This window comes from Micromonospora cathayae (assembly GCF_028993575.1).
Classification (GTDB): Bacteria; Actinomycetota; Actinomycetes; order Mycobacteriales; family Micromonosporaceae; genus Micromonospora; species Micromonospora cathayae.
The window spans coordinates 3812202-3833223 of the sequence record NZ_CP118615.1 but is presented as its reverse complement, the minus strand read 5'-3'; the positions used below and the strand labels follow the sequence as shown (position 1 = coordinate 3833223).

Annotated in this window: 17 protein-coding genes; 8 read left to right on the top strand and 9 right to left on the bottom strand. The window is 73.0% G+C overall.

From position 1 onward, the window contains the following. Nucleotides 1-30: 30 nt before the first annotated feature. The 4 genes from PVK37_RS17560 to PVK37_RS17545 all read right to left on the bottom strand — a co-directional run bounded on the left by PVK37_RS17560 (nt 31) and on the right by PVK37_RS17545 (nt 5064). Complete coding sequence (locus tag PVK37_RS17560) at nt 31-759, bottom strand: 4'-phosphopantetheinyl transferase family protein (RefSeq protein WP_275028527.1); 729 nt, start codon at nt 757-759, stop codon at nt 31-33. Nucleotides 760-782: 23 nt separating this feature from the next. Further along, complete coding sequence (locus PVK37_RS17555) at nt 783-2660, bottom strand: acyl-CoA dehydrogenase (RefSeq protein ID WP_275028526.1); 1878 nt, start codon at nt 2658-2660, stop codon at nt 783-785. Between the two features lie 148 nt (nt 2661-2808). Continuing rightward, nucleotides 2809-4278 (bottom strand): MFS transporter, encoded by a 1470-nt coding sequence (locus PVK37_RS17550; RefSeq protein ID WP_275028525.1) that lies wholly within the window; start codon nt 4276-4278, stop codon nt 2809-2811. A gap of 144 nt (nt 4279-4422) precedes the next feature. Continuing rightward, nucleotides 4423-5064 carry a hemerythrin domain-containing protein gene (locus PVK37_RS17545; RefSeq protein ID WP_275028523.1) on the bottom strand — a complete coding sequence of 214 codons (642 nt, stop codon included), beginning with the start codon at nt 5062-5064 and terminating at the stop codon, nt 4423-4425. 623 nt (nt 5065-5687) lie between these two features. Between PVK37_RS17545 and PVK37_RS17540 the strand changes: the two genes are divergently transcribed. Beyond that, complete coding sequence (locus PVK37_RS17540) at nt 5688-6713, top strand: acyl-CoA desaturase (RefSeq protein WP_275028521.1); 1026 nt, start codon at nt 5688-5690, stop codon at nt 6711-6713. A gap of 37 nt (nt 6714-6750) precedes the next feature. After that, complete coding sequence (locus PVK37_RS17535) at nt 6751-8379, top strand: AMP-binding protein (protein ID WP_275028519.1); 1629 nt, start codon at nt 6751-6753, stop codon at nt 8377-8379. A gap of 162 nt (nt 8380-8541) precedes the next feature. On the opposite strand, the gene PVK37_RS17530 is transcribed toward PVK37_RS17535, so the two are convergent. Genes PVK37_RS17530 through PVK37_RS17520 form a run of 3 tightly spaced genes read right to left on the bottom strand, consistent with a single transcriptional unit; the run spans nt 8542 to nt 11916 of the window. Then, a complete protein-coding gene (locus PVK37_RS17530; protein ID WP_275028518.1) occupies nt 8542-9555 on the bottom strand; it encodes a 3-oxoacyl-ACP synthase III family protein in 1014 nt (337 codons plus the stop codon). Beyond that, nucleotides 9552-10208, bottom strand: coding sequence for an SRPBCC family protein (locus tag PVK37_RS17525; protein ID WP_275028517.1), 657 nt, complete (start codon nt 10206-10208; stop codon nt 9552-9554). The genes PVK37_RS17530 and PVK37_RS17525 overlap by 4 nt, the downstream gene beginning before the upstream one ends. Further along, nucleotides 10180-11916, bottom strand: a complete 1737-nt coding sequence (locus tag PVK37_RS17520) for a thiamine pyrophosphate-binding protein (protein ID WP_275028516.1) — start codon at nt 11914-11916, stop codon at nt 10180-10182. Before PVK37_RS17520 ends, PVK37_RS17525 begins: the two co-directional genes overlap by 29 nt. 235 nt (nt 11917-12151) lie before the next feature. Here PVK37_RS17520 and PVK37_RS17515 point away from each other — a divergent pair, with 235 nt between their 5' ends. The 5 genes from PVK37_RS17515 to PVK37_RS17495 are packed head-to-tail and all read left to right on the top strand — an operon-like array spanning nt 12152 to nt 16670. Then, nucleotides 12152-12400 (top strand): acyl carrier protein, encoded by a 249-nt coding sequence (locus PVK37_RS17515; RefSeq protein WP_275028515.1) that lies wholly within the window; start codon nt 12152-12154, stop codon nt 12398-12400. Between the two features lie 4 nt (nt 12401-12404). Further along, the gene (locus PVK37_RS17510) at nt 12405-13322 is read left to right on the top strand and encodes an SAM-dependent methyltransferase (RefSeq protein WP_275028514.1); all 918 of its coding nucleotides are present in this window, start codon (nt 12405-12407) and stop codon (nt 13320-13322) included. Between the two features lie 36 nt (nt 13323-13358). Further along, a complete protein-coding gene (locus PVK37_RS17505) occupies nt 13359-14681 on the top strand; it encodes an NAD(P)/FAD-dependent oxidoreductase (RefSeq protein ID WP_275028513.1) in 1323 nt (440 codons plus the stop codon). Further along, the gene (locus tag PVK37_RS17500; RefSeq protein WP_275028512.1) at nt 14678-15682 is read left to right on the top strand and encodes an SDR family oxidoreductase; all 1005 of its coding nucleotides are present in this window, start codon (nt 14678-14680) and stop codon (nt 15680-15682) included. Before PVK37_RS17505 ends, PVK37_RS17500 begins: the two co-directional genes overlap by 4 nt. Next, nucleotides 15675-16670 (top strand): SDR family NAD(P)-dependent oxidoreductase, encoded by a 996-nt coding sequence (locus PVK37_RS17495; protein WP_275028511.1) that lies wholly within the window; start codon nt 15675-15677, stop codon nt 16668-16670. Before PVK37_RS17500 ends, PVK37_RS17495 begins: the two co-directional genes overlap by 8 nt. 67 nt (nt 16671-16737) lie before the next feature. On the opposite strand, the gene aspS is transcribed toward PVK37_RS17495, so the two are convergent. Further along, nucleotides 16738-18561: an aspartate--tRNA ligase gene (gene aspS, locus PVK37_RS17490; protein WP_275028510.1), complete on the bottom strand. Its 1824-nt coding sequence runs from the start codon at nt 18559-18561 to the stop codon at nt 16738-16740. 134 nt (nt 18562-18695) lie between these two features. On the opposite strand from aspS, the gene PVK37_RS17485 reads away from it, so the two are divergent. Further along, the gene (locus tag PVK37_RS17485; RefSeq protein WP_275028508.1) at nt 18696-19388 is read left to right on the top strand and encodes a DUF998 domain-containing protein; all 693 of its coding nucleotides are present in this window, start codon (nt 18696-18698) and stop codon (nt 19386-19388) included. Here PVK37_RS17485 and PVK37_RS17480 read toward each other — a convergent pair. Further along, nucleotides 19357-20946, bottom strand: coding sequence for an MFS transporter (locus PVK37_RS17480; protein ID WP_275028507.1), 1590 nt, complete (start codon nt 20944-20946; stop codon nt 19357-19359). The two genes, PVK37_RS17485 and PVK37_RS17480, sit on opposite strands and share 32 nt — an antisense overlap. Between the last annotated feature and the right edge of the window lie 76 nt (nt 20947-21022).

Here is a 21022-nt window from a genome sequence, read left to right as displayed (position 1 = left end):
GGTGACAGGGACGACAGTCGCGCGACGAAATCAGGCGGCGGGAAACCCGCGGTCGCACCGGGCTCGCCGGGCCAGGCGGACCCGGCGGGCTCGGCGGACCCCGCGAGCCGGGCGACGGCGGCGGCCGGTGAGCAGGGCCGCCGCCGACCGTTCGACGATCCGGGGGCGGGGCGGCAGCGGCGGCGGGCCGACCAGCGCCGCCGCCGCCCGGTAGCCGGGTCCGGGCCGCAGGTCCCACAGGTGTCCGCGCAGCTCGGGGCGGCCCGGGTAGCCGAGCAGCCGGGACCGGGTGACCGTCACGTCGCGGACGCGTACCCGCAGGCCGTCGCCGGTGGCCTTGACCACCGCCTCCTGCCGGCACCACCGAGCCAGGTCGGCGGGTGGTCGGCCGGGGTCGAGGCGTTCCACGTCCACGCCGAGGCCGGTCCACCCGTCGGCCCCGGCATGGTCGCCGACCGCCACCGCCACCCGCCGGCCGGAGTGCGAGACGGAGACGCCGACCGGATGGTCCGGCAGCCGGGGCCGGCCGTGCTGCCCGGGGCAGCTCGGACAGGCCCGGACCACCCGGAGCCGGTCGGCCGACGCCCCGGTGTGCCGGGCCACCGCCAGGCGCAGCAGCACCGCGCCCAGGGTGGACTGCCGCCGGGACCGGGGATGGACGATGGTGGCGAGCCGCCGCCGCTCCGTGTCGTCCAGCAGCCGGAGGTGCCAGGGACGCAGCATCCCCAGGTCGGCCCACCAGACGGTACCGACCGGCACCGGACGGTGGACCCGCCGGTGGATCAGAACGCCTCCTCGGGGACGTCCATCAGGTCGAGCGAGGCCGACTGGATGATCCTGCGGTCGGCGGTGAGCCGGGGCAGCACCTCGCGGGCGAAGAACCGGGCCACCGCCACCTTGCCGGTGTAGAAGGCCCGGTCGGCGCTGGTGAGGTCGGGCCGGTCACCGGCCGCCCGGTCGGCCCCGTCGGCGGGGTCGAGGGCCCGGCCCGCGATCTCGGCCTGGGTCAGCAGTAGCCAGCCGACGAACAGGTCACCGAGGGCCAGCAGCAGCCGGCGGCTGTGCAGCCCGACCAGGTAGAGCTGGCGGGGTTCGCCGCCCTGGGCCGCGCCCAGCCACTCCAGCATCGCGCCGAGCGCGCCCTGCACGTCGGTCACCGCCCGCCCGAGCGCCACCCGCTCGGCGGCGAGGGGATCGTCGTCGCCCTCCGCGCCGACGAACTCGCCGATCTCGCCGGCCACCGCCATCAACGCCACGCCCTGGTCCTTGGCGATCTTCCGGAAGACCAGGTCGAGGCTCTGGATCGCGGTCGTACCCTCGTACAGCGTGTCGATCTTCGCGTCCCGGACGTACTGCTCCAGCGGGTAGTCGGCCAGGTAGCCGGAGCCGCCGAAGGTCTGCAACGACTCGTGGCCGAGGATCTCGTACGCCCGCTCCGAGCCGACCCCCTTGACCAGTGGCAGCAGCAGGTCGGTGACCCGGGCGGCCAGTTCGGCGTCCGGGCCGAGCACGGCGCGGTCCTGCCAGCGTCCGGTGTAGACGAGCAGGGCACGCAGCCCCTCGGCGTACGCCTTCTGGAGCATCAGCGACCGGCGCACGTCGGGGTGCGCGACGATCCGGACCCGGGGGGCGGTCTTGTCCGCCATCCGGGTCAGGTCGGCGCCCTGCACCCGCTCCCGGGCGTACGCCAACGCGTTCAGGTAGCCGGTGGACAGGGTGGCGATGGCCTTGGTGCCGACCATCATCCGGGCGTACTCGATGATCCGGAACATCTGGCGGATGCCGTCGTGCCGGTCCCCCACCAGCCAGCCGACCGCCGGGGTGCCGTGCTGGCCGAAGGTCAGCTCGCAGGTGTTGGAGACCTTCAGCCCCATCTTCTGCTCGACGTTGGTCGCGTACACGCCGTTGCGGTCGCCCAGCTCGCCGCTGGTCGGATCGAAGTGGAACTTCGGCACCACGAACAGCGACAGACCCTTGGTGCCGGGCCCGCCCACGCCCTCGACTCCGACCGGCCGGGCCAGCACGTAGTGCACGATGTTCTCGGTCAGGTCGTGTTCGGCGGAGGTGATGAACCGTTTGACCCCGTCGAGGTGCCAGGAGCCGTCCGGCTGCGGCACCGCCACGGTCCGGCCGGCGCCGACGTCGGAACCGGCGTCCGCCTCGGTCAGCGCCATGGTGGAACCCCACTCGCGCTCGACGAAGATCCGCGCCCACTCCTTCTGCGCGGCGGTGCCCTCGTGCCAGAGCACGTTGGCCAGCGGCGGGCCGGAGGCGTAGATCCACACCGCCGGGTTGGCGCCCATCACCAGCTCGCCGATGGCCCGCCACAGCATCCGGGGGGACGGCGTGCCGCCCAGCTCCGGAACCAGGTCGCCGAGCCGCCAGAAGCCGGCGTCCAGGAACGCCCGGTACGCCTTGTGGAAGGCCGGGGGCAGCGGGGCGGTGTGCGTCGCCGGGTCGAACACCGGCGGATGCCGGTCACCATCGGTGAACGCCTCCGCGACCTCCTCCCGGGCCAGCCGGTCCACCTCGGCGAGGATCTGCCGCAGGGTGTCGGTGTCCAGGTCCGGGTACCCGCCGGCGCCGAGGAAGTCCTGCACGCCGAACACCTCGAAGAGGTTGAACTCCAGGTCCCGCAGGTTGCCGCGGTAGTGCCCCATCTGCCCGTTCTCCTGTTCTGCTCCGGTGGCGGCGGCCGGTACGCCGGACCCCGGCCCCCGGGTGACGGTGGGGGGCCGGGGTCCTGGCGGGTCCGCCGGGTGGTGCGGTGGTGGTGACGGCCCGGTCCACCGGGCGCGGCGGTACGGCTCAGCCGCCGTGGATGGCCGCCATGTCGACCTTGGCGCGGTTGTTCGGCAGCACGAACGTCACCAGTACGGCGACCGCGGTGAGGATCGCGGCGACCAGGAAGGCCGCGTGCAGGCCGTCCAGCAGCGCCGAGCCCTGCGCCACCCCCTCGCTGATCTTCCCGGAGAGCGCCTCGTTGGCGACGGTCACCAGGACGGCCAGGCCGACCGCGCCGCCGACCTGCTGGGAGGTGTTCATCAGGCCGGAGGCGATGCCGCTCTCCTCCCGGGCGACCCCGCTGACCGCGGCCACCACCAGCGGCACCAGCGCCAGCCCGAAGCCCGCGCCGGAGAGCAGCAGGGTGGGCAGCAGTTCACTGACGTACGACCCGCCGACGGTGCTGCGCAGCAGCAGGAGCTGACCGACGCCGACCAGCGCCAGACCGACCATGATCAGGTTCCGGGTGCCCAGCTTCGGGGTGAGCTGCATGGCCGCCCCGGCGAAGACCGCCATGGTCAGGCCCAGCGGCGCCCAGGACAGCCCGGCCCGGATCGGCGACCAGCCGTTGATCACCTGCATGTAGAGGCTGAGGAAGAAGAACGTCCCGTACAGCGCCGAGGCGGCCAGCACGGTGAGGATGTTGGCGACCGCGATCTGCCGGTTCGCCAGGATGCCCAGCCGCAGCAACGGCTCCGGGGCGCGGCCCTCCCACCAGACGAAGAGACCGATCAGCAGGGCCGCGCCGGCCAGGCCGCCGATGGTCAGCGGGTCGCTCCAGTCCCGGTGCGAGGTGTTCAGCATGGTGTAGACCAGCAGCAGCAGACCACCGGTGATGGTGGCCGCGCCGAAGCCGTCCAGCCGGCGCGGGCCGCCGACCGTCTCGATGTCGGCGCTGCGGCCCCGCAGGCCGGCCACGGTCAGGGCGAACAGCAGCGCGCCCACCGGCACGTTGATGAAGAACACCCACCGCCAGCCGATGGTGTCGGTGATCAGGCCGCCCAGCAGCACGCCGGTGGTCCCGGCGATGCCGGACAGGCCACCCCACACGCCGAGGGCCTTGCCGCGCTGGTCGGCGTGGGTGAAGGCGCTGACCAGGATGCTCAGCGCGGCCGGGCTGAGCAGCGCCGCGCCGAAGCCCTGCACGCCCCGGGCGATGATCAGGGCCTCGTCGGACTGGGCGAGCCCGCCGGCCAGCGACGCGCCGACGAAGACGGTCAGACCGACGAGGAACATCCGCTGCCGGCCGAACAGATCGGCGCCGCGGCCACCGAGCAGCAGGAAGCCACCGAAGAGCAGCATGTACGCGTCGACCACCCAGGCCAGCGAGGAGGTGCTGAACTCCAGGTCGGTCCGGATCGACGGCAGAGCCAGGTTGACCACCGTCTCGTCGAAGATGACGAGCAGTTGGGCACCGCAGGTGATGGCGAGCAGCAGGGCGACCCGGCCCCGGCTCAGCATCTGGTCCCCCTCGGGCACGGCGGCTTGCACCATCACGACTCCTCAGCAGTGCTCATCGGTTGCGGTGGGACCGCCCCAGGGTGGGCGGACAGGACGGGCCCGGCCACCGGTGTCAGCGGCGGTCGGACGCGGTGGGGTGGGTGGTGCCGGTCGCCGGAGGCGCGGTGGTGGGTGTGGTCAGTCGCCGAAGGCGCGCTGCCGACGGCGGCGCAGCGAGCCGGCCATCAGCTTGGCCACCGGCTTGGCCGGCACGCCCGCCCGTTCCTCCGGCTCGGCGACCGAGTCCAGCCAGGGCGGCATGAAGCCGAGCGTCCACTTGGGAGCGGTCCGGAGCATGTTGCGCTCGAAGCGGCTCCACACCGACGCGTCCAGCGCCGGGGCGAGTCGCTCGGTGAGCTCGCGCTCCTCGTCGGCGCAGTGGTGGGCCAGCGAGTCACGCAGCCGCCGTACCGCCGCGCCGAACTCGGCCCAGCCGCTGGCCGGGCCGGTGGCCAGCGCGGGCAGCCGGCCGTGCACGTCGGTGAGGTGGCCGAGCAGTTCGGCGTGCTCGTCGGTCATCAGGGTCAGCACGTCCTCGCCGGCCCCCCGCTCGCGCAGCATCGGCCAGAAGAACTCGTCCTCACCCTCGTGGTGGTGCTCGATGATCTGGAGGATCCGGTCGGCGTAGTCGGTCAGCGCCGCCGCGCGGGCCGGATCCGGGGTGGCGGACAGGGCGTCGGCGGTGGTCGCGATGCGGTCCAGGTCGCGCTGCATCGCCCGGTGCGCGAGCCGCATCGTGAGGTGCCCGGGAGGAAGACCGACGGTGGGTTGACTGGACATGCTCGTCTCCTTGCTGCCACCAGCGCTGAACGCACCGCCGACCGTATCAGCTATTCACCGGCACCGGCGCTCCTGTCCCCAATGGCCGGACCACCGATTTGACGCGGCACCCTCCTACAACGTCACTCAAGGCTCACTCGAGAACCACTCGAGAACCACTCGAGGATTGCTGGAGCCGGACTCGATTCACCATGGGCGGCCGAATTGGGGAGCGCATTCGTGACGGGCCGTTCCGGACCGGTGACATGACGGTGACATATTCCGGCGGCGCGCATTAGGACGGATGCGATCGGACGCAGTTTCGCCGACTCCAGAGTGGATTGGCTCCGCTCGGCCCATGGTGATCGGCATCCGGCTTGGATAAAGTGCGGTACCTGTTTGCTGCGCGAACCGTGGACGGGGGGCCGTCGGATGACAGCGCGTGCACCAAGCGGTCACCCGGTCGTGTTCGGCGACGGGTCAGTCGCATCATCCGTCCCGTCTCCCGGTCGCTTTCCCGGTCACGGTCCGACCTTCCGACGCCGCGCCGGCCACCGACCCGGCGGGCGTGCCGGCCCGGCCCGGCGTGCCCCGCGCACGCCGCGACCCGCCCTGATCACCCACACAGCTCAAGAGGTAGGTACATGGACGGCAGAGAGCACCGCTGGTTCATCCTGACCGCGTCCGTGGCGCCGCTGATCGGCGTCGTCGTGGCGATGGTCCTGCTGTGGAACAGACTGTTCAGCTGGTCGGATCTGGTGGCCCTGGTGGTCATGTACACCATCTGCGCCTTCGGCATCTCCACCGGCTACCACCGGCTGTTGACCCACCGCTCGTTCCGCACGCCCCGCCCGATCTACCTGGCGCTGGCCACCGCCGGCGCGATGGCCGGGCAGGGCCCGCCGATCATCTGGGCCGCCCACCACCGGCGGCACCACCGGGTCGCCGACCGCGAGGGCGACCCGCACAGCCCGCACCTGGGCTTCGAGCCGGGCTTCAAGGGCATCCTGCGGGGCCTGTGGCACGCGCACCTGGGCTGGCTGTTCGACGTCGGCCTGAAGTCGGAGCCGATGCGCTACTGCCCGGACCTGGTCCGGGACCGGGCGCTGCGCTGGATCAGCGAGAAGTTCGTGCTGGTCGTGCTGGCCGGCATCGTGCTGCCCGGCCTGATCGGGCTCGCCCTCACCGGCACCCTGGTCGGCGCGCTGACCGGTGCCCTGTGGGGTGGCCTGGTCCGGCTGTTCCTGGTCAACCACATGACGTACGCGGTGAACTCGGTCGGGCACTACTTCGGCCGTCGCCGGTTCGGCACCCTGGACCACTCCCGGAACGTGGCCTGGCTGGCCATCCCGTCGTTCGGCGAGGCGTGGCACAACAACCACCACGCGTTCCCCCGGTCGGCGCGGCACGGCATGAAGTGGTGGGAGGTGGACCTCAGCGCCATCTTCATCTGGTCGCTGGAGAAGGTCGGCCTGGCCAGCCACGTGATCCGGATCGACCCGGAGAAGCTGGCCCTGCGCGAGGGCGGGGTCAGCCTGGTCGGCAACGTCAAGCCGGCCGACCGTACCCCGGCGACCAGCGCCGAGGAGCTGCTCACCGCGCCGGCGGCCCCGCCGCTGTCCGAGCGGCGGCCCGCGTCCGAGCTGGTCTCGGTCACCGACGTCGAGTGAGGACAGCGGACGGGGTACGTCTGCGGAGGGGGACGCGATGCAGCTGTGGGACAACCTGACCGGGGCCGGCGCGCGCGGGCGACTGCACGCCTGGGCCGGCAACCGGTTCACCGCGACACCCTGGTCGGAGGTGGTCGCCGACGGCCGGGCCGCGGCGGCCGCCCTGCGCCGGGCCGGGGTACGCCCCGGCCGGCAGGTCGCCGCCGTCCTGGACAACTCCCCCGAGGCGGTCCGTGGGCTGCTCGGGGTGTGGCTGGCCGGTGGGGCGGTGGCCTCGCTGCCGGTGCCGACCCGGGGCATGGACCGGCAGGAGTACGCCCGGCACCTGACCGCGCTGGTCGGCAACCTGGACGCGCCGGTGCTGCTGGCCGACGAGAAGCTGGTCCCGTTGCTGCCGGAGGAGCTGTCGGCCCGGCTGTCGGTGCGGTCCTGGCAGTCGCTGGCCGGTGGCAACGGACGGATCGACGAGGCCCCGCCGGGCCCGGACGAGCTGGCGTTCGTGCAGTACTCGTCGGGCAGCACCAGCGTGCCGAAGGGGTGCGCGCTGACCACCCGGGCGATCGGTGCGCAGCTGGAGCTGATCCTGGCGATGGCCGGTGGGGTGCCCGGGGAGGAGACGGTGGCGTCCTGGCTGCCGCTCTCCCACGACATGGGCATGTTCGGTTGCCTGCTCTACGCCTGGGCGCACGACTTCGGGCTGGTGCTGTCCACCCCGGAGCGGTTCATGATGTCGCCGCGCACCTGGTTCCGGGACATGGCCGAGTACGGCGCGACCATGACCGCCGGCACCAGCACGGCGCTGCACCTGGCCGCCCGGGGGCAGGGCAGCGGGGCCCTGGCCGCCCCGCTGAGGCTGCGGGTCTGCGTGGTCGGGGCGGAGCGGGTGGAGTGGGAGGCGCTGCGTCGTACGGTGGCCGCGTTCGGGCCGTACGGGCTCCGCTCCGAGGCGCTGATGCCGGCGTACGGGCTGGCCGAGGCGACGCTGGCGGTGACCGCCTGCCCGCACGACGAGGCGCCCCGTTTCCTCGACGTGGACGGCAACCGGCTGGCCGACGGCGAGGTGGTGGCCTGTGCCGCCGACGACCCGGCGGCGACCCGGGTGGTGTCCACCGGCCGGCCCTGCGCGGGGGTGTCGGTGGAGCTGGCCGAGCCGGGCCGGCTGTCCGAGATCCGGATCGCCTCGCCCAGCCTGGCCAGCGGCTACTTCGCCGATCCGGAGCGCACCGCGGCCCGGTTCGTCGACGGTCGGCTGCGTACCGGTGACCTGGGGTTCCAGCACGACGGCGAGCTGTACGTGGTGGGCCGCTCCGACGACCTGCTCTCTGTCGGTGGGCGCAACGTGTACGCCCGGGAGATCGAGAGCACCATCGACGGGCTGGACGCGGTCCGCAAGGGCTGCGCGGTGATCGTGGACGTGGCCGAGGACGGCCGCAGCGAGCTGGTGCTGCTGGTGGAGCTGAAGGCCCGCAGCACCGACTACCGGGCGTTCGCCGACGAGGCGGCGGCGATCGCGATGACCAAGGCCGGGGTGTCGCTGGCGGAATGCGTCTTCCTGCCGAAGGGCACGCTGCCGAAGACGCCGAGTGGCAAGATCCAGCGGTTCCGGTGCCGGTCGCTGCTGGCCTCGGACGCGCTGGTTCCGCTGGCCCGGGTGACCGTGGGCTGACCGGCCGGCCCGCGTGCCGACGTGCCGTGACTGGCCGGCCGGCACGCGGGCCGGCGAGGCTCGCCGTGCCGCCCGCCGGTCGGTGGGCCTGGCCGCACCGCATTGCGTACGAGGAAGCCGGGGTGGGGTCTCCCCCACCCCGGCTTCCCGGTTTCCGGCCGGCTACGCCGCGTCGGCCCGCCAGCGGACGGCGGCCGCGCCGGCCATGTCCCCGGCGTGCGCGAACCCGGCGAGGACCAGCAGGTCACCGGGGTTGACCCGGCCGTCGGTCACCGCCTCGTGCAGGGTGATCGGCACGGCCGCGCCGAACAGGTTGCCGTACTCCTCGAAGGTGTCCAGGTGCCGTTCCGGCTTGAGCTGGAGCGCCTCCCGCCAGTTGCGGAGGAACATCCGGTTCGGCTGGTTGGTGACCAGCACGTCGATGTCCGGGGTACGGACGCCGATCCGGTCGCAGAGCGCGGTGACCACCTCGGGGACGAGCTGGTTGCCCCGACCGATGATCTTGGCGACCTTGGAGTCGGTGAAGCTGACGTCCATCTCGCTCAGCCCCGGCTGCCAGTACTTGCGGTCGTCGTCGAAGGCCAGCCCGACGTCGGTGGCGTACTCGACGTACTGGCGGACCTCCACGTCGAGGACCGGGGACTCGTCGCCGACGCGCAGGTAGCCGATCCCGCAGCCGTCGCCGGGCACCGGCGCGTGCGACTTGGTGCGGATGGTCGGCTGGGTGAACACCTGGCCGGCGCTGTTCTGCACGTTGCACAGCAACGCGGTCCGGGCCCCGCCGGACTGCATGATCTGCCTGGCGAGCTTGAGCATGTAGACGAACGACACGCAGCCGCCGTTGTGCACGTCGAGCACCCATTCCGGGCGCTGGCCGAGCCGGTGGGCGACCTCCGCGCCGGCCCCGGTGAACGGCAGGTCGGGCAGCAGGACGTTGGTGATGAGCAGGTCCACCGGCCCGTCACCGTGTTCCTTCGCCCGCTCCAGCACCGGCCGGGCGGCCCGGACGATCAGGTCGGCGGCGGTCTCCTCCGGGCCGATGTGCCGGCGGTACTTCGGCGACTTGAACATCACGCTGTCGTCCAGGACGGCGTCCGCGCCCCGGTAGAAGTCGGTGGCGACCTTGGCCTCGGGCAGCGCGCTGCCCAGGTCGACCAGGCTGACCGGGGTGGTCACGCGGACACCCCTTCGCGGACCACGTGCCCGGTCACCGGGATGCCCCGGGCGTGCCGGTACTCCAGGATGGCCTTGAGGTTGTCCAGCTCGGCCCGGTGGCCGGCGTAGAACAGCGGCCACATGTCGCCGACCCAGACCCGGTCCGGGTCCGACACCAGGTGCTTGTTGGGGTTGTCGTCGTAGTACGGGTGCCGGCAGTTGGTCCAGACCAGCACCGTGCCCGGCTTCTTCAGCACCAGCTCGGCGGGGATGATCCGGTTGAGGTAGATCATCCACAGCTCGTCGCCCTGGTCCCAGGCGCAGTGGTAGTCGACGGTCAGCGCCTCCCGGTTGGCGACCACCTTCGCGTAGATCCGGGTGTCGTCGGCCAGGGTGTCCCAGCCCTGGTGCAGGCCGGAGTCGTCCACCGGCTCGAAGTGCCGGGTGCTGTACGTCCACTCGTCGAGGTTGCGCAGGTCGGCGAGGTAGTCGAAGACGTCCTCCGGCGGGCAGTCGATGTAGTCCTGCACGGTGCAGAACTGCCCGTACACGGCGTCGTGGGGGTAGACCGCGTGGGTCATCTCCGCGGCCTTGGCCAGCGCCGCCTCGCGCGGGGTGGTCTCACAGCGCAGCAGGTTCGGGATGTCAGCCAACGGCGACGACGGGCTGGTCATGAGGTGCTCCTTGGGGCTTCACGGACTGGTCGAGATGGTTGAGGAACGGTACGAACGGTGGGATCTCCCGCGGACTCACGTCGATGCAGACCACGGCCGGCGACCGGGACGTCGCGTGGTCGGCCAGGGCCTGCCGGAGTTCGTCCGGTGTGCGGGCGTGGGTGACCGGCAGGTCGGGGAACATGCCCCGGATCCCGGCGGCCAGGTCGGTGGGGCGGAACTCGTTGAAGGTGTACGCGTCGGCGTAGTAGAGCTGCTCGCGGGTCACGCACATGCCGTGCGCGTTGTTGTTGACGACCACGAAGGTCACCGGCACGTCGTGCTCGACCGCGGTGTGGATCTCCATGCCGTGCATCAGGAAGCCGCCGTCGCCGATCACCACGTAGCTGCGGCGTCCGGTGGCGAACGCCGCCCCGATGCCGGCGCCCATGCTGTGCCCCATCCCGCCCATGCCGAGGGCGACGACGAACCGGCCGTGCCGGGGCGTGGCCAGGTAGTGGATGACGCCGGCGGCGGCGTTGCCCGCGTCCGCGACCACCGTCGCGCCGTCCGGGACGGCAGCGTCGATGGCGTCGACCGCGTCCCGCAGCCGGAGCACGCCCTCGCCCTCGAACGGCGGCACGGTCAGGAACCGCAGGTCCGCCGACGGCTCCGGGGCGGGTCGCGCGGCCGGCGCGGGGCGGGCGGCGTACAGCCGGTCCACCGCGGCCCGCAGCTCGACGCGCAGGTCGCCGTCGACGTGCAGCCCGTGGTCGGGGAAGGCCGGCTCGGCCCCGAAACAGATCAGCTCGGTGCCGGCCAGCAGGGCGTCCAGTCCGCCCCGGGCCATCACCGGCAGCCGGGTGCCGACCAGCACGCAGAGCCGGGCGTCGCGCAGCGCGTCGGTGACGCTCGGGTGACCGATCACCCCGGCGACCCCGACGAACCGGGGGTCGTCGTTGGGGAAGACGTCCTTGCCGTCGGGCACCACGGCCACCCGGGCGTCCAGCGCGGCGGCGAACTCGGCCAGCTCGGCGCGGGCCTCCCGGCGGGCCACCTCGTCCCCGGCGATGACCAGCACCGGCGCGCCGGCCAGCTCGACCAGCCGGTCGCCGGCCCGGTCCCGGGCGGCGGAGGCGGCGACGGACGTCCGACGCCGGGCCAGCAGTTCGCCGATCGGGGGCAGCTCCCCGACCTGCGCCTGCTGCACGTCCTTCGGCAGCAGCAGCACCGCCGGGCCGCCGGGCACCCCCCGGGTGGCGGCGATCGCGTCGGCCAGCACGTCGGCGATCTCCGCCGGGTCGTCCACCCGTCGGCAGTACCGGCTGATCTCGGCGAACAGCCGGTACGCGTCGAACGAGCCGGCCAGGCCGCTGGTGTCCTGGAACGCGCCCCGGCCCTCCAGCGGGCGGGGCGGCTGCCCGACGATAGCCAGCAGCGGCACCCGGGAGGCGTACGCCTCGGCGACGCCGGGGACCAGGTTCATCGCGCCCGCGCCGGAGGTCGACACGGCCACCGCGAGCCGGCCGCTGACCCGGGCGTACCCGTCGGCCATCGCGGCGGCGGAGAACTCGTGCTTGGCCACCACGGCCCGCACCCGCTCGTCGCAATGGTGCGCCGCGTCGTACAGGTCCTCAATGTTGGCGCCACCGACGCCGAATATGTGTCGCACGCCGACCTGGTGCAACGATCTGATCAGATAATCGACTAACCGGCCCGGTCTGTCCATTATGGATGGCCCCCGCCGTACCTCGAAGCTGATGTGCGCCCAGAAGTGCCCATCATGCCGGTGCAACCCGCGACACACAAGCGCCGAATTGGAGGGTCGCCCCCATCCCTTCCACTGTGGCATGATCGCCACGGACCGGCCCCGGCGGGTCGGGTTACGCATTCTCGGAGCAGTCGTCACCGGCACCGCTCACTCCCAATAGAACAATCACCCCACGTGCAGGAGGAGTTACGCAGTGATTACCGTCGAACAGGTCTGCGAAATGGTGCAGAAGAAACTGCGCGGAAAGAACGCCGAGGGGATCACCCTCGGCGAGCAGACGGCCTTCGATGAGTTGGGGCTCTCCAGCCTCCAGGTGGCCGATATCGTCTACGGCATCGAGGACCAGCTCGGTATCGAGTTCGACCCGTCCCGCGCGGCCGACGTCAAGACCATCGGCGACCTGGTGAACCTGGCCAACACCACGGCCCAGGTCCAGGCATAGGGCCGTGTCCGTCCACGCACCCGAGGCCAGCGCCCCGTCGACGGCGGTCGGTGCCGACACCGGCCGCTACGACGGGGCGTCCATGGACGCCATCCAGCAGCACTACGACCTCTCCAACGACTTCTACGCCCTGTGGCTCGGCAGCTCGATGGCGTACAGCTGCGCGCTGTGGGACGGGCCCGACGACGATCTCGACACCGCCCAGCTGCGCAAGTTCGACTACCTCATCGAGGGGGCGCGGGCCACCGGCGCGCGCCGGGTGCTCGACGTCGGCTGCGGCTGGGGCGGCCTGATGGACCGCCTGGTGGGCACGCACCGGGTGGGCCACGCCGTCGGGTTGACCCTGAGCGACCAGCAGGCCGACTGGGTGCGCCGGCACTCCCCGGCCGCCGTCGAGGTGCACGTCCAGAACTGGCTGGACCACACCCCGGACGAGCCGTACGACGCGATCATCTCGATCGGCGCGTTCGAGCACTTCGCCCGGGACGGGCTGACCCGCCCCGCCCGGATCGCCGCGTACCGCGAGTTCTTCGCCCGCGCCCGGGGCTGGCTGCCGGCCGGCGCCCGGATCGCCGTCCAGACCAACGTCAAGGGCAACAACGTCCGGATGGACCGGCAGACCGTACGGGACCTGCTGTTCATCATGCAGCGGGTGTTCACCGAGTCGGAGATCCCCGACCTGGCCGAGGTGATCCAGGGCAGCGAGCGGATCTTCGACGTGGTGTCGGTGCGTAACGACCCGGACCACTACGCGCGCACCTGCGCCGAGTGGCTCGCCGGGCTGCGCCGGCACCGCGACCAGGCCCTGGCGCTGGTGGGCGAGGAGCAGGTCGCCGACTACGAGCGGTACCTGTCGTCGACCGTCGGGCACTTCGAACGACGTCACCTCGGCCTGGCCCGCCTGGTGTTCGAGGCCATCTGACCATCACCGACACGACACGGTCAGCGAAGGAGTGTTGTGCCGCACTACCGACACGAGGTCTACTGGCAGACCACCGAGGCCGCCGAGCCGCAGGACGCCCTCACCGGGGACGTGGACTGTGACGTCGCGATCGTCGGCGCCGGGTTCACCGGCATGTGGACGGCGTACGGGTTGAAGAAGGCCCGACCGGACCTGGACATCCATCTGCTCGACGCGGATCTCGCCGGGGGCGCCGCCTCCGGCACCGCCGACGGTTTCGTCACCCCCACCCTCGGCAAGGACCTGGACCAGCTGATCCGGGTGTACGGCGAGCAGGCGGCGGCGAAGGCGTCGGCCACGGTCGGCCGGTCCATCCTGGAGATCGGCCGGTTCTGCCGCCGGGAGAAGGTCGACGCCGAGTACGAGGCGAACGACTACCTGATGGTGGCGCTCAACGACGGGCAGCTCGCCCGGCTGGAGCACGACCGGAAGCTGGCCCTGCGGCTGGGCAGCGAAACCAAGATCATGGACGCGGCGGAGGCCCGCGAGTACGTCGACTCCCCGCAGATCAGGGGGGCCGTCCGGGTCGGCGGGGCGCTGGTCAACCCGTTCAAGCTGGCCCGGGGCCTGGCCCGGACGCTGCGCGGGATGGGCGTCACCATCCACGAGCGCTCCCCGGTGCTGCGGGTCGACCAGACCGGTACGGCCGGCGGCCCGCACACGGTCGTCACCGCCGCCGGGCAGGTCCGCGCCCCGCAGGTGGTCCTCGCCACCAGCGCGTCGCAGTACACCTTCCCGGAGTTCCGGCGGACCGTGCTGCCGATGTGGAGCTACGTGCTGATCAGCGAGCCGCTCACCGAGGAGCAGCTCGGCCGGGTGCACTGGCCCGGCCGGGAGGGCATCGTCGAGGCGAAGACGTTCCTGCACTGTGCCCGGTTCACCGCCGACAACCGGCTGATGTGGGCCGGTGGGCGGGCGTACTACTACCCGCGCAGCCCGTTCGACCGGGCCCACCACGACAACGAGGCGATCTACCGGGAGCTGACCGGGTCGTTCGGCCGGTTCTTCCCGGCCTGGCGGGACGACGTGCGGTTCAGCTTCGCCTACGGCGGGGTCATCGACATCACCCGGGACATGATGCCGCACTTCGGCACGCTCCGCCCCGGCCTGCACTACGGGTACGGGTACTGCGGCAACGGTATCGCCGCCACCCACACCGGCGGCCGGATCCTGCGCGACCTGGTGCTCGGCGAGTCCACCGACTACTCGACGCTGGCCCTGGTCGACGCGCCCCGGCCCACCTTCCCGCCGGAACCGATCAGCTTCGCCGGGTACCAGGTGCTGTCCCGGGTGTACGAGTGGAAGGACAAGCGCCCGTGAGCCGACCGAAGGTCGTCCTGCTGACCGGGGCCTCCGGCGTGGTGGGCCAGTCGATCATCCGGGAGCTGGCCGGGCGGCCGGTCGTCGCGCTGGTCCACTCCGGCACGGTCGACGGCCCCGGGGTGGAGCTGCTACGCGGCGACCTGTCCCGCCCACAGCTCGGCCTCGACGACGACACCTACCGGGACCTGGTCGCCCGGACCGGGGCGGTCATCCACTCCGGCGGGCTCACCGACTGGGGGCAGTCCCCCGAGCGGTACCAGCGGGCCAACGTGGACGGCACCCGCGAGGTGATCGAGCTGGCCCGCCGGGCCGACGCGGCGATCTACCACCAGAGCACGTCGTTCGTGCACGCCCTCGCCGACGACGCCCCGCTGGCGCTCAAGCCGACCAACGTGGTCGACGCGTACGTGCGCTCCAAACTGGCCGCCGAGGAGCTGCTGCGCGCCTCCGGCGTACCGTACGTGATCTTCCGGCCGACGAACCTGATCGGCGACGCGGCGACCGGGCTGACCTCGCGCGGGCAGATCGTGCAGCTCATGTCGGACTGGATCTGCCGGGGCCGGGCCAAGCTGTTCCCGGCCCACCCGGGCAACCTGGTGGACATCGTCCCGCAGGACACCCTCTCCCGGGCCACCATCGCCGCCATGGACGCCGGCGACAGCGGCCGGGAGTACTGGGTGACCTACGGCAAGGAGGCGATGACCGTCGACGACGCGCTGGACGTCTGCGTCGAACACGCCCGTCGGCGCGGCAAGGAGATCACCCGGCCCCGGGTGGTACACCCGGACGAGCTGACCGAGGCGGAACTGGCCGCCCTGGCCCCGATGTCCCGCCGGTACGTGGAGGTGCTCGCCGACGTCAGCGAGGTCACCGCGTGCGCCGGTGGGGCCCTCCCCTCCTCCCTGGACGAGCTGCGCGACCGGTACGGCCTGCCGCACGTCTCGGACCGGGACGCCTACCGACGAAGCCTCGAGTACTGGAGCGAGCACGGTGCCTGACGCAGCAGAGAACGCCACCCCGCCCACCACTGCCGACCCGGTCTCGGCCGCCGGCACCGACCCGGTCTCGGCGGACGGCCGGTGGGAGTCGCCGGCCCTGGCCGGCAGCGTCGCGCTGGTCACCGGGGGCAGCCGGGGCGTCGGCCGCGGCATCGCCCTGGCCCTCGGCGACGCGGGGGCCACCGTCTACGTCACCGGCCGCAGCACCCGCGCCGAAGGCAGCACCGAGGGACTGCCCGGCACCGTCGACGAGACCGCCGACGAGGTGACCAAACGGGGTGGGCAGGGCATCGCGATGCGCTGCGACCACCACGACGACGCCCAGGTCGCCGCCCTGTTCGAGCGGATCGCCGCCGAGCAGGACGGCCGGCTGGACCTGCTGGTCAACAACGCCTGGAGCGGGTACGAACGCTCGTTCGAGGCCCGGTTCGACGCGCCGTTCTGGCGGCAGCCGATGTGGCGGTACGACGCGTACGCCGCCTCGGTGCGGGCCCAGTTCACCGCCAGCCGGCACGCGGTGGAACTGATGCTGCCCCGGGACACCGGGCTGATCGTGACCATCTCGTACACCGACGGGGACACCTACCTCGGGCAGGCGGCGTACGACATGTTCAAGGCCGCCTCCGACCGGCTCAGCCGGGCGATGGCCGGAGACCTGCGCAAGACCCAGATCGCCTCGATCGGGCTGCACCCGGGTTTCGTCCGTACCGAGCGGGTCGAGGCGGCCTGGTCGGCGCTGGGCAGCGGCCCGGCGGCGGTCGTGCACTCCGCCGAGTACGTCGGCCGGGCCGTCGCCCACCTGCTCGCCGACCCGGCGGTCCGGGCCGACTCCGGGCAGGTGCTCGCCGTCGGTGACCTCGCCGAGCGGTACGACTTCTCCGACGTCGACGGGCGTCGCCCGCCGGCGTTCCGGCTGGAGGGCATGATGAGTCTGGCCACCCGGATGGAACGGCTGAACCGGGTCATCGCCGCCCAGCAGAAGGGCTGACCGGCCGGGGAGCCGGGCTGACCGGACACCGGAAGGGCCCCCGCACCCGGGGGCCCTTCCGTGCGTCTCAGGTCGGGTCGGCGACCGGGGCGGCCGGGCCGGCGGTGCCGGTGTGCGCGGCGGCCGGCGGCTTCGGCTTGGCGTCGATGCCGGCCTCGGCGCGCTGCTGGCCGGTGATCGGGGTCGGCGCGCCGGTCAGCGGGTCGAAGCCGCCCCGGGTCTTCGGGAAGGCGATCACCTCGCGGATCGAGTCCGCCCCGGCCAGCAGCATGCAGACCCGGTCCCAGCCGAACGCGATGCCGCCGTGCGGCGGCGGGCCGTACTTGAACGCCTCCAGCAGGAAGCCGAACTTGTCCTGCGCCTCCTCGGGGGTGATGCCGAGCAGGTCGAACACCCGCCGCTGCACGTCGCCCCGGTGGATACGGATCGAGCCGCCACCGATCTCGTTGCCGTTGCAGACGATGTCGTACGCGTACGCCAGGGCGCGGTCCGGGGCTTCCTCGAACCGGTCCACCCACTCGGCGTTCGGCGAGGTGAACGGGTGGTGCACCGCCGTCCAGCCGCCCGCCCGGCCGCTCTCCTGGTCGGAGGCCCGCTCGAACATCGGCGCGTCGACCACCCAGCAGAACGCCCAGGCGCTCTCGTCGACCAGCTTGGCCCGCTTGGCGATCTCCACCCGGGCCGCGCCGAGCAGTTCCTGCGCGTCCCGGGTGTCCGGGCTGGCCGCGAAGAAGACCGCGTCGCCGGGCTTCGCGCCGACCGCGTCGGCCAGCCCGGCCAGGTGCTCGGCGGAGAGGTTCTTCGCCACCGGGCCGCGCGCCTCGCCGGTCTCGGCGTCCAGCACCACGTACGCCAGGCCCTTCGCGCCGCGCGCCTTCGCCCAGTCCTGCCAGCCGTCCAGTTCCTTGCGGCTCTGCGCCGCCCCGCCCGGCATGACCACCGCGCCGACGTACCCGCCCGCGTCGATCGCCCCGGCGAACACCCGGAACGCGGTGCCACGCAGGTAGTCGGTCAGCTCGGTCAGCTCGACGCCGTAGCGCAGGTCCGGCTTGTCCGAGCCGTACCGGGCCATCGCGTCGTGCCAGGTGATCCGCGGGATCGGCCGGGGGATGTCGTACCCGGCCAGGTCGGACCAGAGTTCGGCGACGATCGCCTCGCCGAGGTCGATCACGTCGTCCTCGGTGACGAAGGACATCTCGATGTCGAGCTGGGTGAACTCCGGCTGCCGGTCGGCGCGGAAGTCCTCGTCCCGGTAGCAGCGGGCGATCTGGTAGTACCGCTCCATGCCGCCGACCATCAGCAGCTGCTTGAACAGCTGCGGGGACTGCGGCAGCGCGTACCAGCTGCCCGGCTGGAGCCGGACCGGGACCAGGAAGTCGCGGGCGCCCTCCGGGGTGGACCGGGTCAGCGTCGGGGTCTCGATCTCCAGGAAGTCCCGGTCGTGCAGCACCTTCCGGGCCAGCTGGTTGGCCCGGGACCGCAGCCGCATCGCCTTGGCCGGCCCGCCGCGACGCAGGTCCAGGTACCGGTAGCGGAGCCGGACGTCGTCACCGGCCTCGACCTGGTCGTCCACCGGCAGCGGCAGCGGGGCGGCCTCGGAGAGCACCTCCAGCCCGCTGGCGGTCACCTCGACCTCGCCGGTCGGCAGCTCGGGGTTCTCGTTGCCGTCCGGGCGGCGGGTCACCTCGCCGGTGACCTTGACGCAGAACTCGTTGCGCAGCGCGTGCGCGTCCTCCTCGCGGAAGACCACCTGCACCACGCCGGAGCCGTCACGCAGGTCGACGAAGATGACACCGCCGTGGTCGCGCCGGCGGGCCACCCACCCGGCGAGCGTCACCGTGGTGCCGGCGTCCGTGGCCCGAAGGCTGCCGGCGTCATGGGTACGGATCACGACGTGCGTCTCCTCATCTGCGAACGGTTCTGCCCTCCGCATTCTGTCAGCCCCGCCGCCGGCGCGCCGACGGGCACCCGGTCGCCGGTTCCGGTCGGGCGACGGCACCCGGCGGGAGGGGTACGGTGTGCCGGGTGCGCGTCGTACCCGGCTGGGCCCTGCTCTCCTCCGCCGCCGCCCCGGTCCTGCTGATCGGCGGCTGGACCCTCGGCGCGTACCGCCAGCCCGGCGGGTTCGACCAGGTGGCCGGGACGATCAGCGCGCTCGCGGCCCGCGACGCCACCGACCGCTGGATCATGACGGTGGCCCTGCTCGGCCTGGGTGTCTGCCACTGCGTCACGGCGGCCGGTTTACGTCCGCTGCGGACCGCCGGCCGGCTGACGCTGGCGCTCGGCGGCGTCGCCACCGTGGCCGTGGCGGCCTTCCCGCTGCCCACCGAACGGGGTGGCTCCGCCGCGCACGGGCTGGCCGCCGCGGTCGCCTTCGGCGCGTTGGCCCTCTGGCCGGCGCTGGCCGTCCCGCGTCCCGGGGCGGTGACGCCGCCCGGCCCGACGACGACGCCTCCCCGCCTCCGGTGGGCCTGGGCCGGCACCGCGCTGCTGCTGGCCCTGCTGGTCGGCTGGTTCGTGGTGGAGCTGGTCACCGGCGGCACCCGGATCGGGTTGTCCGAACGGGTGGCCGCCGGCGCGGAGGCGCTGGTACCGCTGCTGGTCGTGCTGGTGCTCCGGGCCGACCGCGGCGGGGACTGCGGGCACGACAGGAACGGCGGGGACGGTGGGCACCGGGCCGGAGGGTTCAGTCCGGGTCGGCCGGGAGCAGGTGGGTGACCTCGGGGTCGCCCTGCACCAGCTTCCGGGCCCGTTCCTCGGCCGCCTGGTCGGCCCCGGTCAACCGGCCGCCGTGCTGCCGCAGGTGCTCCTCCCAGGAGGGCACCTGGTACACCTCGACGAACCCGTGTTCGCGTTCGCCCGCCCGGAACAGTCCCCAGCGCATCGCCCCGGTACGCCGCCGCGAGCGGCCCACCGCCCGCATCGCCTCGACGAACTCGTCCTGCAGCTCGGGTGGCACCGTGTACGCCACGGTGACCAGCACCGGGCCGGTACGCGGGTGGGCGGTCAGGGTGAGGTGCGGCTCGGGCCAGTAGGCGGCCGGGTCACGGTTGACGCCCCGGGTGTCGCGCAGCGGCCAGAGCGGTACGGTCAACGCGCACCCCGCCATGACCACGCCGGCGGTGGCCAGCGCGACGACCAGACCGGCCAGCTCACCCAGGGTGCCCCAGGCGACGGCGCCGAGCGCCTGCCCGCCGGCGAAGACCATCTGGTAGACGGACAGCCCCCGGGCGCGGACCCAGCCGGGGAGGAAGAGCTGCATCGCGGCGTTCACGCTGGACATCACGGTCATCCAGGCCAGCCCGGCGGGGACCAGCGCCACGGTGACCGGCACCGGGTGCGGCACCCAGGCGAGCACCAGCAGCGATCCGGCGTAGACCAGCCCGGCCAGCAGCAGTAGCTGACTGCTGGAGAGCACCTGACGGATCCGGGGCAGCACCAGCGCGCCGCCCACCGCACCGAGGCCGAGCGCGGCGAGCAGGATGCCGTACCCGCCGGAGCCCAGCCCGAGCCGCCGGCTGGCGACCAGCGGCAGCAGCGCCCAGAGCGCGCTGCCCGGTACCACGAAGAGCGCGGCGCGCAGCAGGATCCGGCGGACCACCGGGGAGTGCCGGACGTACCGGCCACCGGCGCGCAGCGCGGCGGTGAACCGTTCCGGCATCGGCCCGTCCTCGGCGCGTTCCGGCCCCCAGCGCACCAGGGCCAGCGCGAAGACGGCGAAGGAGACGGCGTTCACGCCGAAGACCACCGCGACGCCGGCCTGCGCGACGAGCACCCCGGCCACCGCCGGCCCGACCGAGCGGGCCAGGTTGATGCTGATCGCGCCGAGCGCGGAGGCCGACACCAACTGGTCCCGGGGGACGAGTTCCGGGATGACCGCCTGCCAGGCCGGCAGGGTGAGCGCCTGGCCGACCCCGATGGCGAAGGTGAGGGTGAGCAGCAGCGCCGGGGGCATCCGGTCCGCGGCGGTCAGCCCGGTCAGCAGTACGCCCACCACGGCGAGGAAGCCTTGGACGGCGATCAGCAGGCGGCGGCGGTCGAAGGTGTCGGCCAGCGCCCCGGCGGGCAGGGCGAGCAGTAGTACCGGGAGCATGCTCGCGGTCTGCACCAGCGCCACCAGGGTGGCCGCGCCGGGCTGGTCGACCAGCAGCCACTGGGCGCCCACGGTCTGCATCCAGGTGCCGATGTTGCTGGCGAGCACGGCCAGCCACAGGCCACGGAAGGCGGCCAGCCGCAGCGGGGCCCAGGCCGAGATGCTCGGTGCGGAGACGCTCACCGGCCGGACGCTACCCGCTGCCGGACCGGACGGCTGGGCGGCGGACGCGGAAGCGGACCGTCGGGTGGTCCGACGG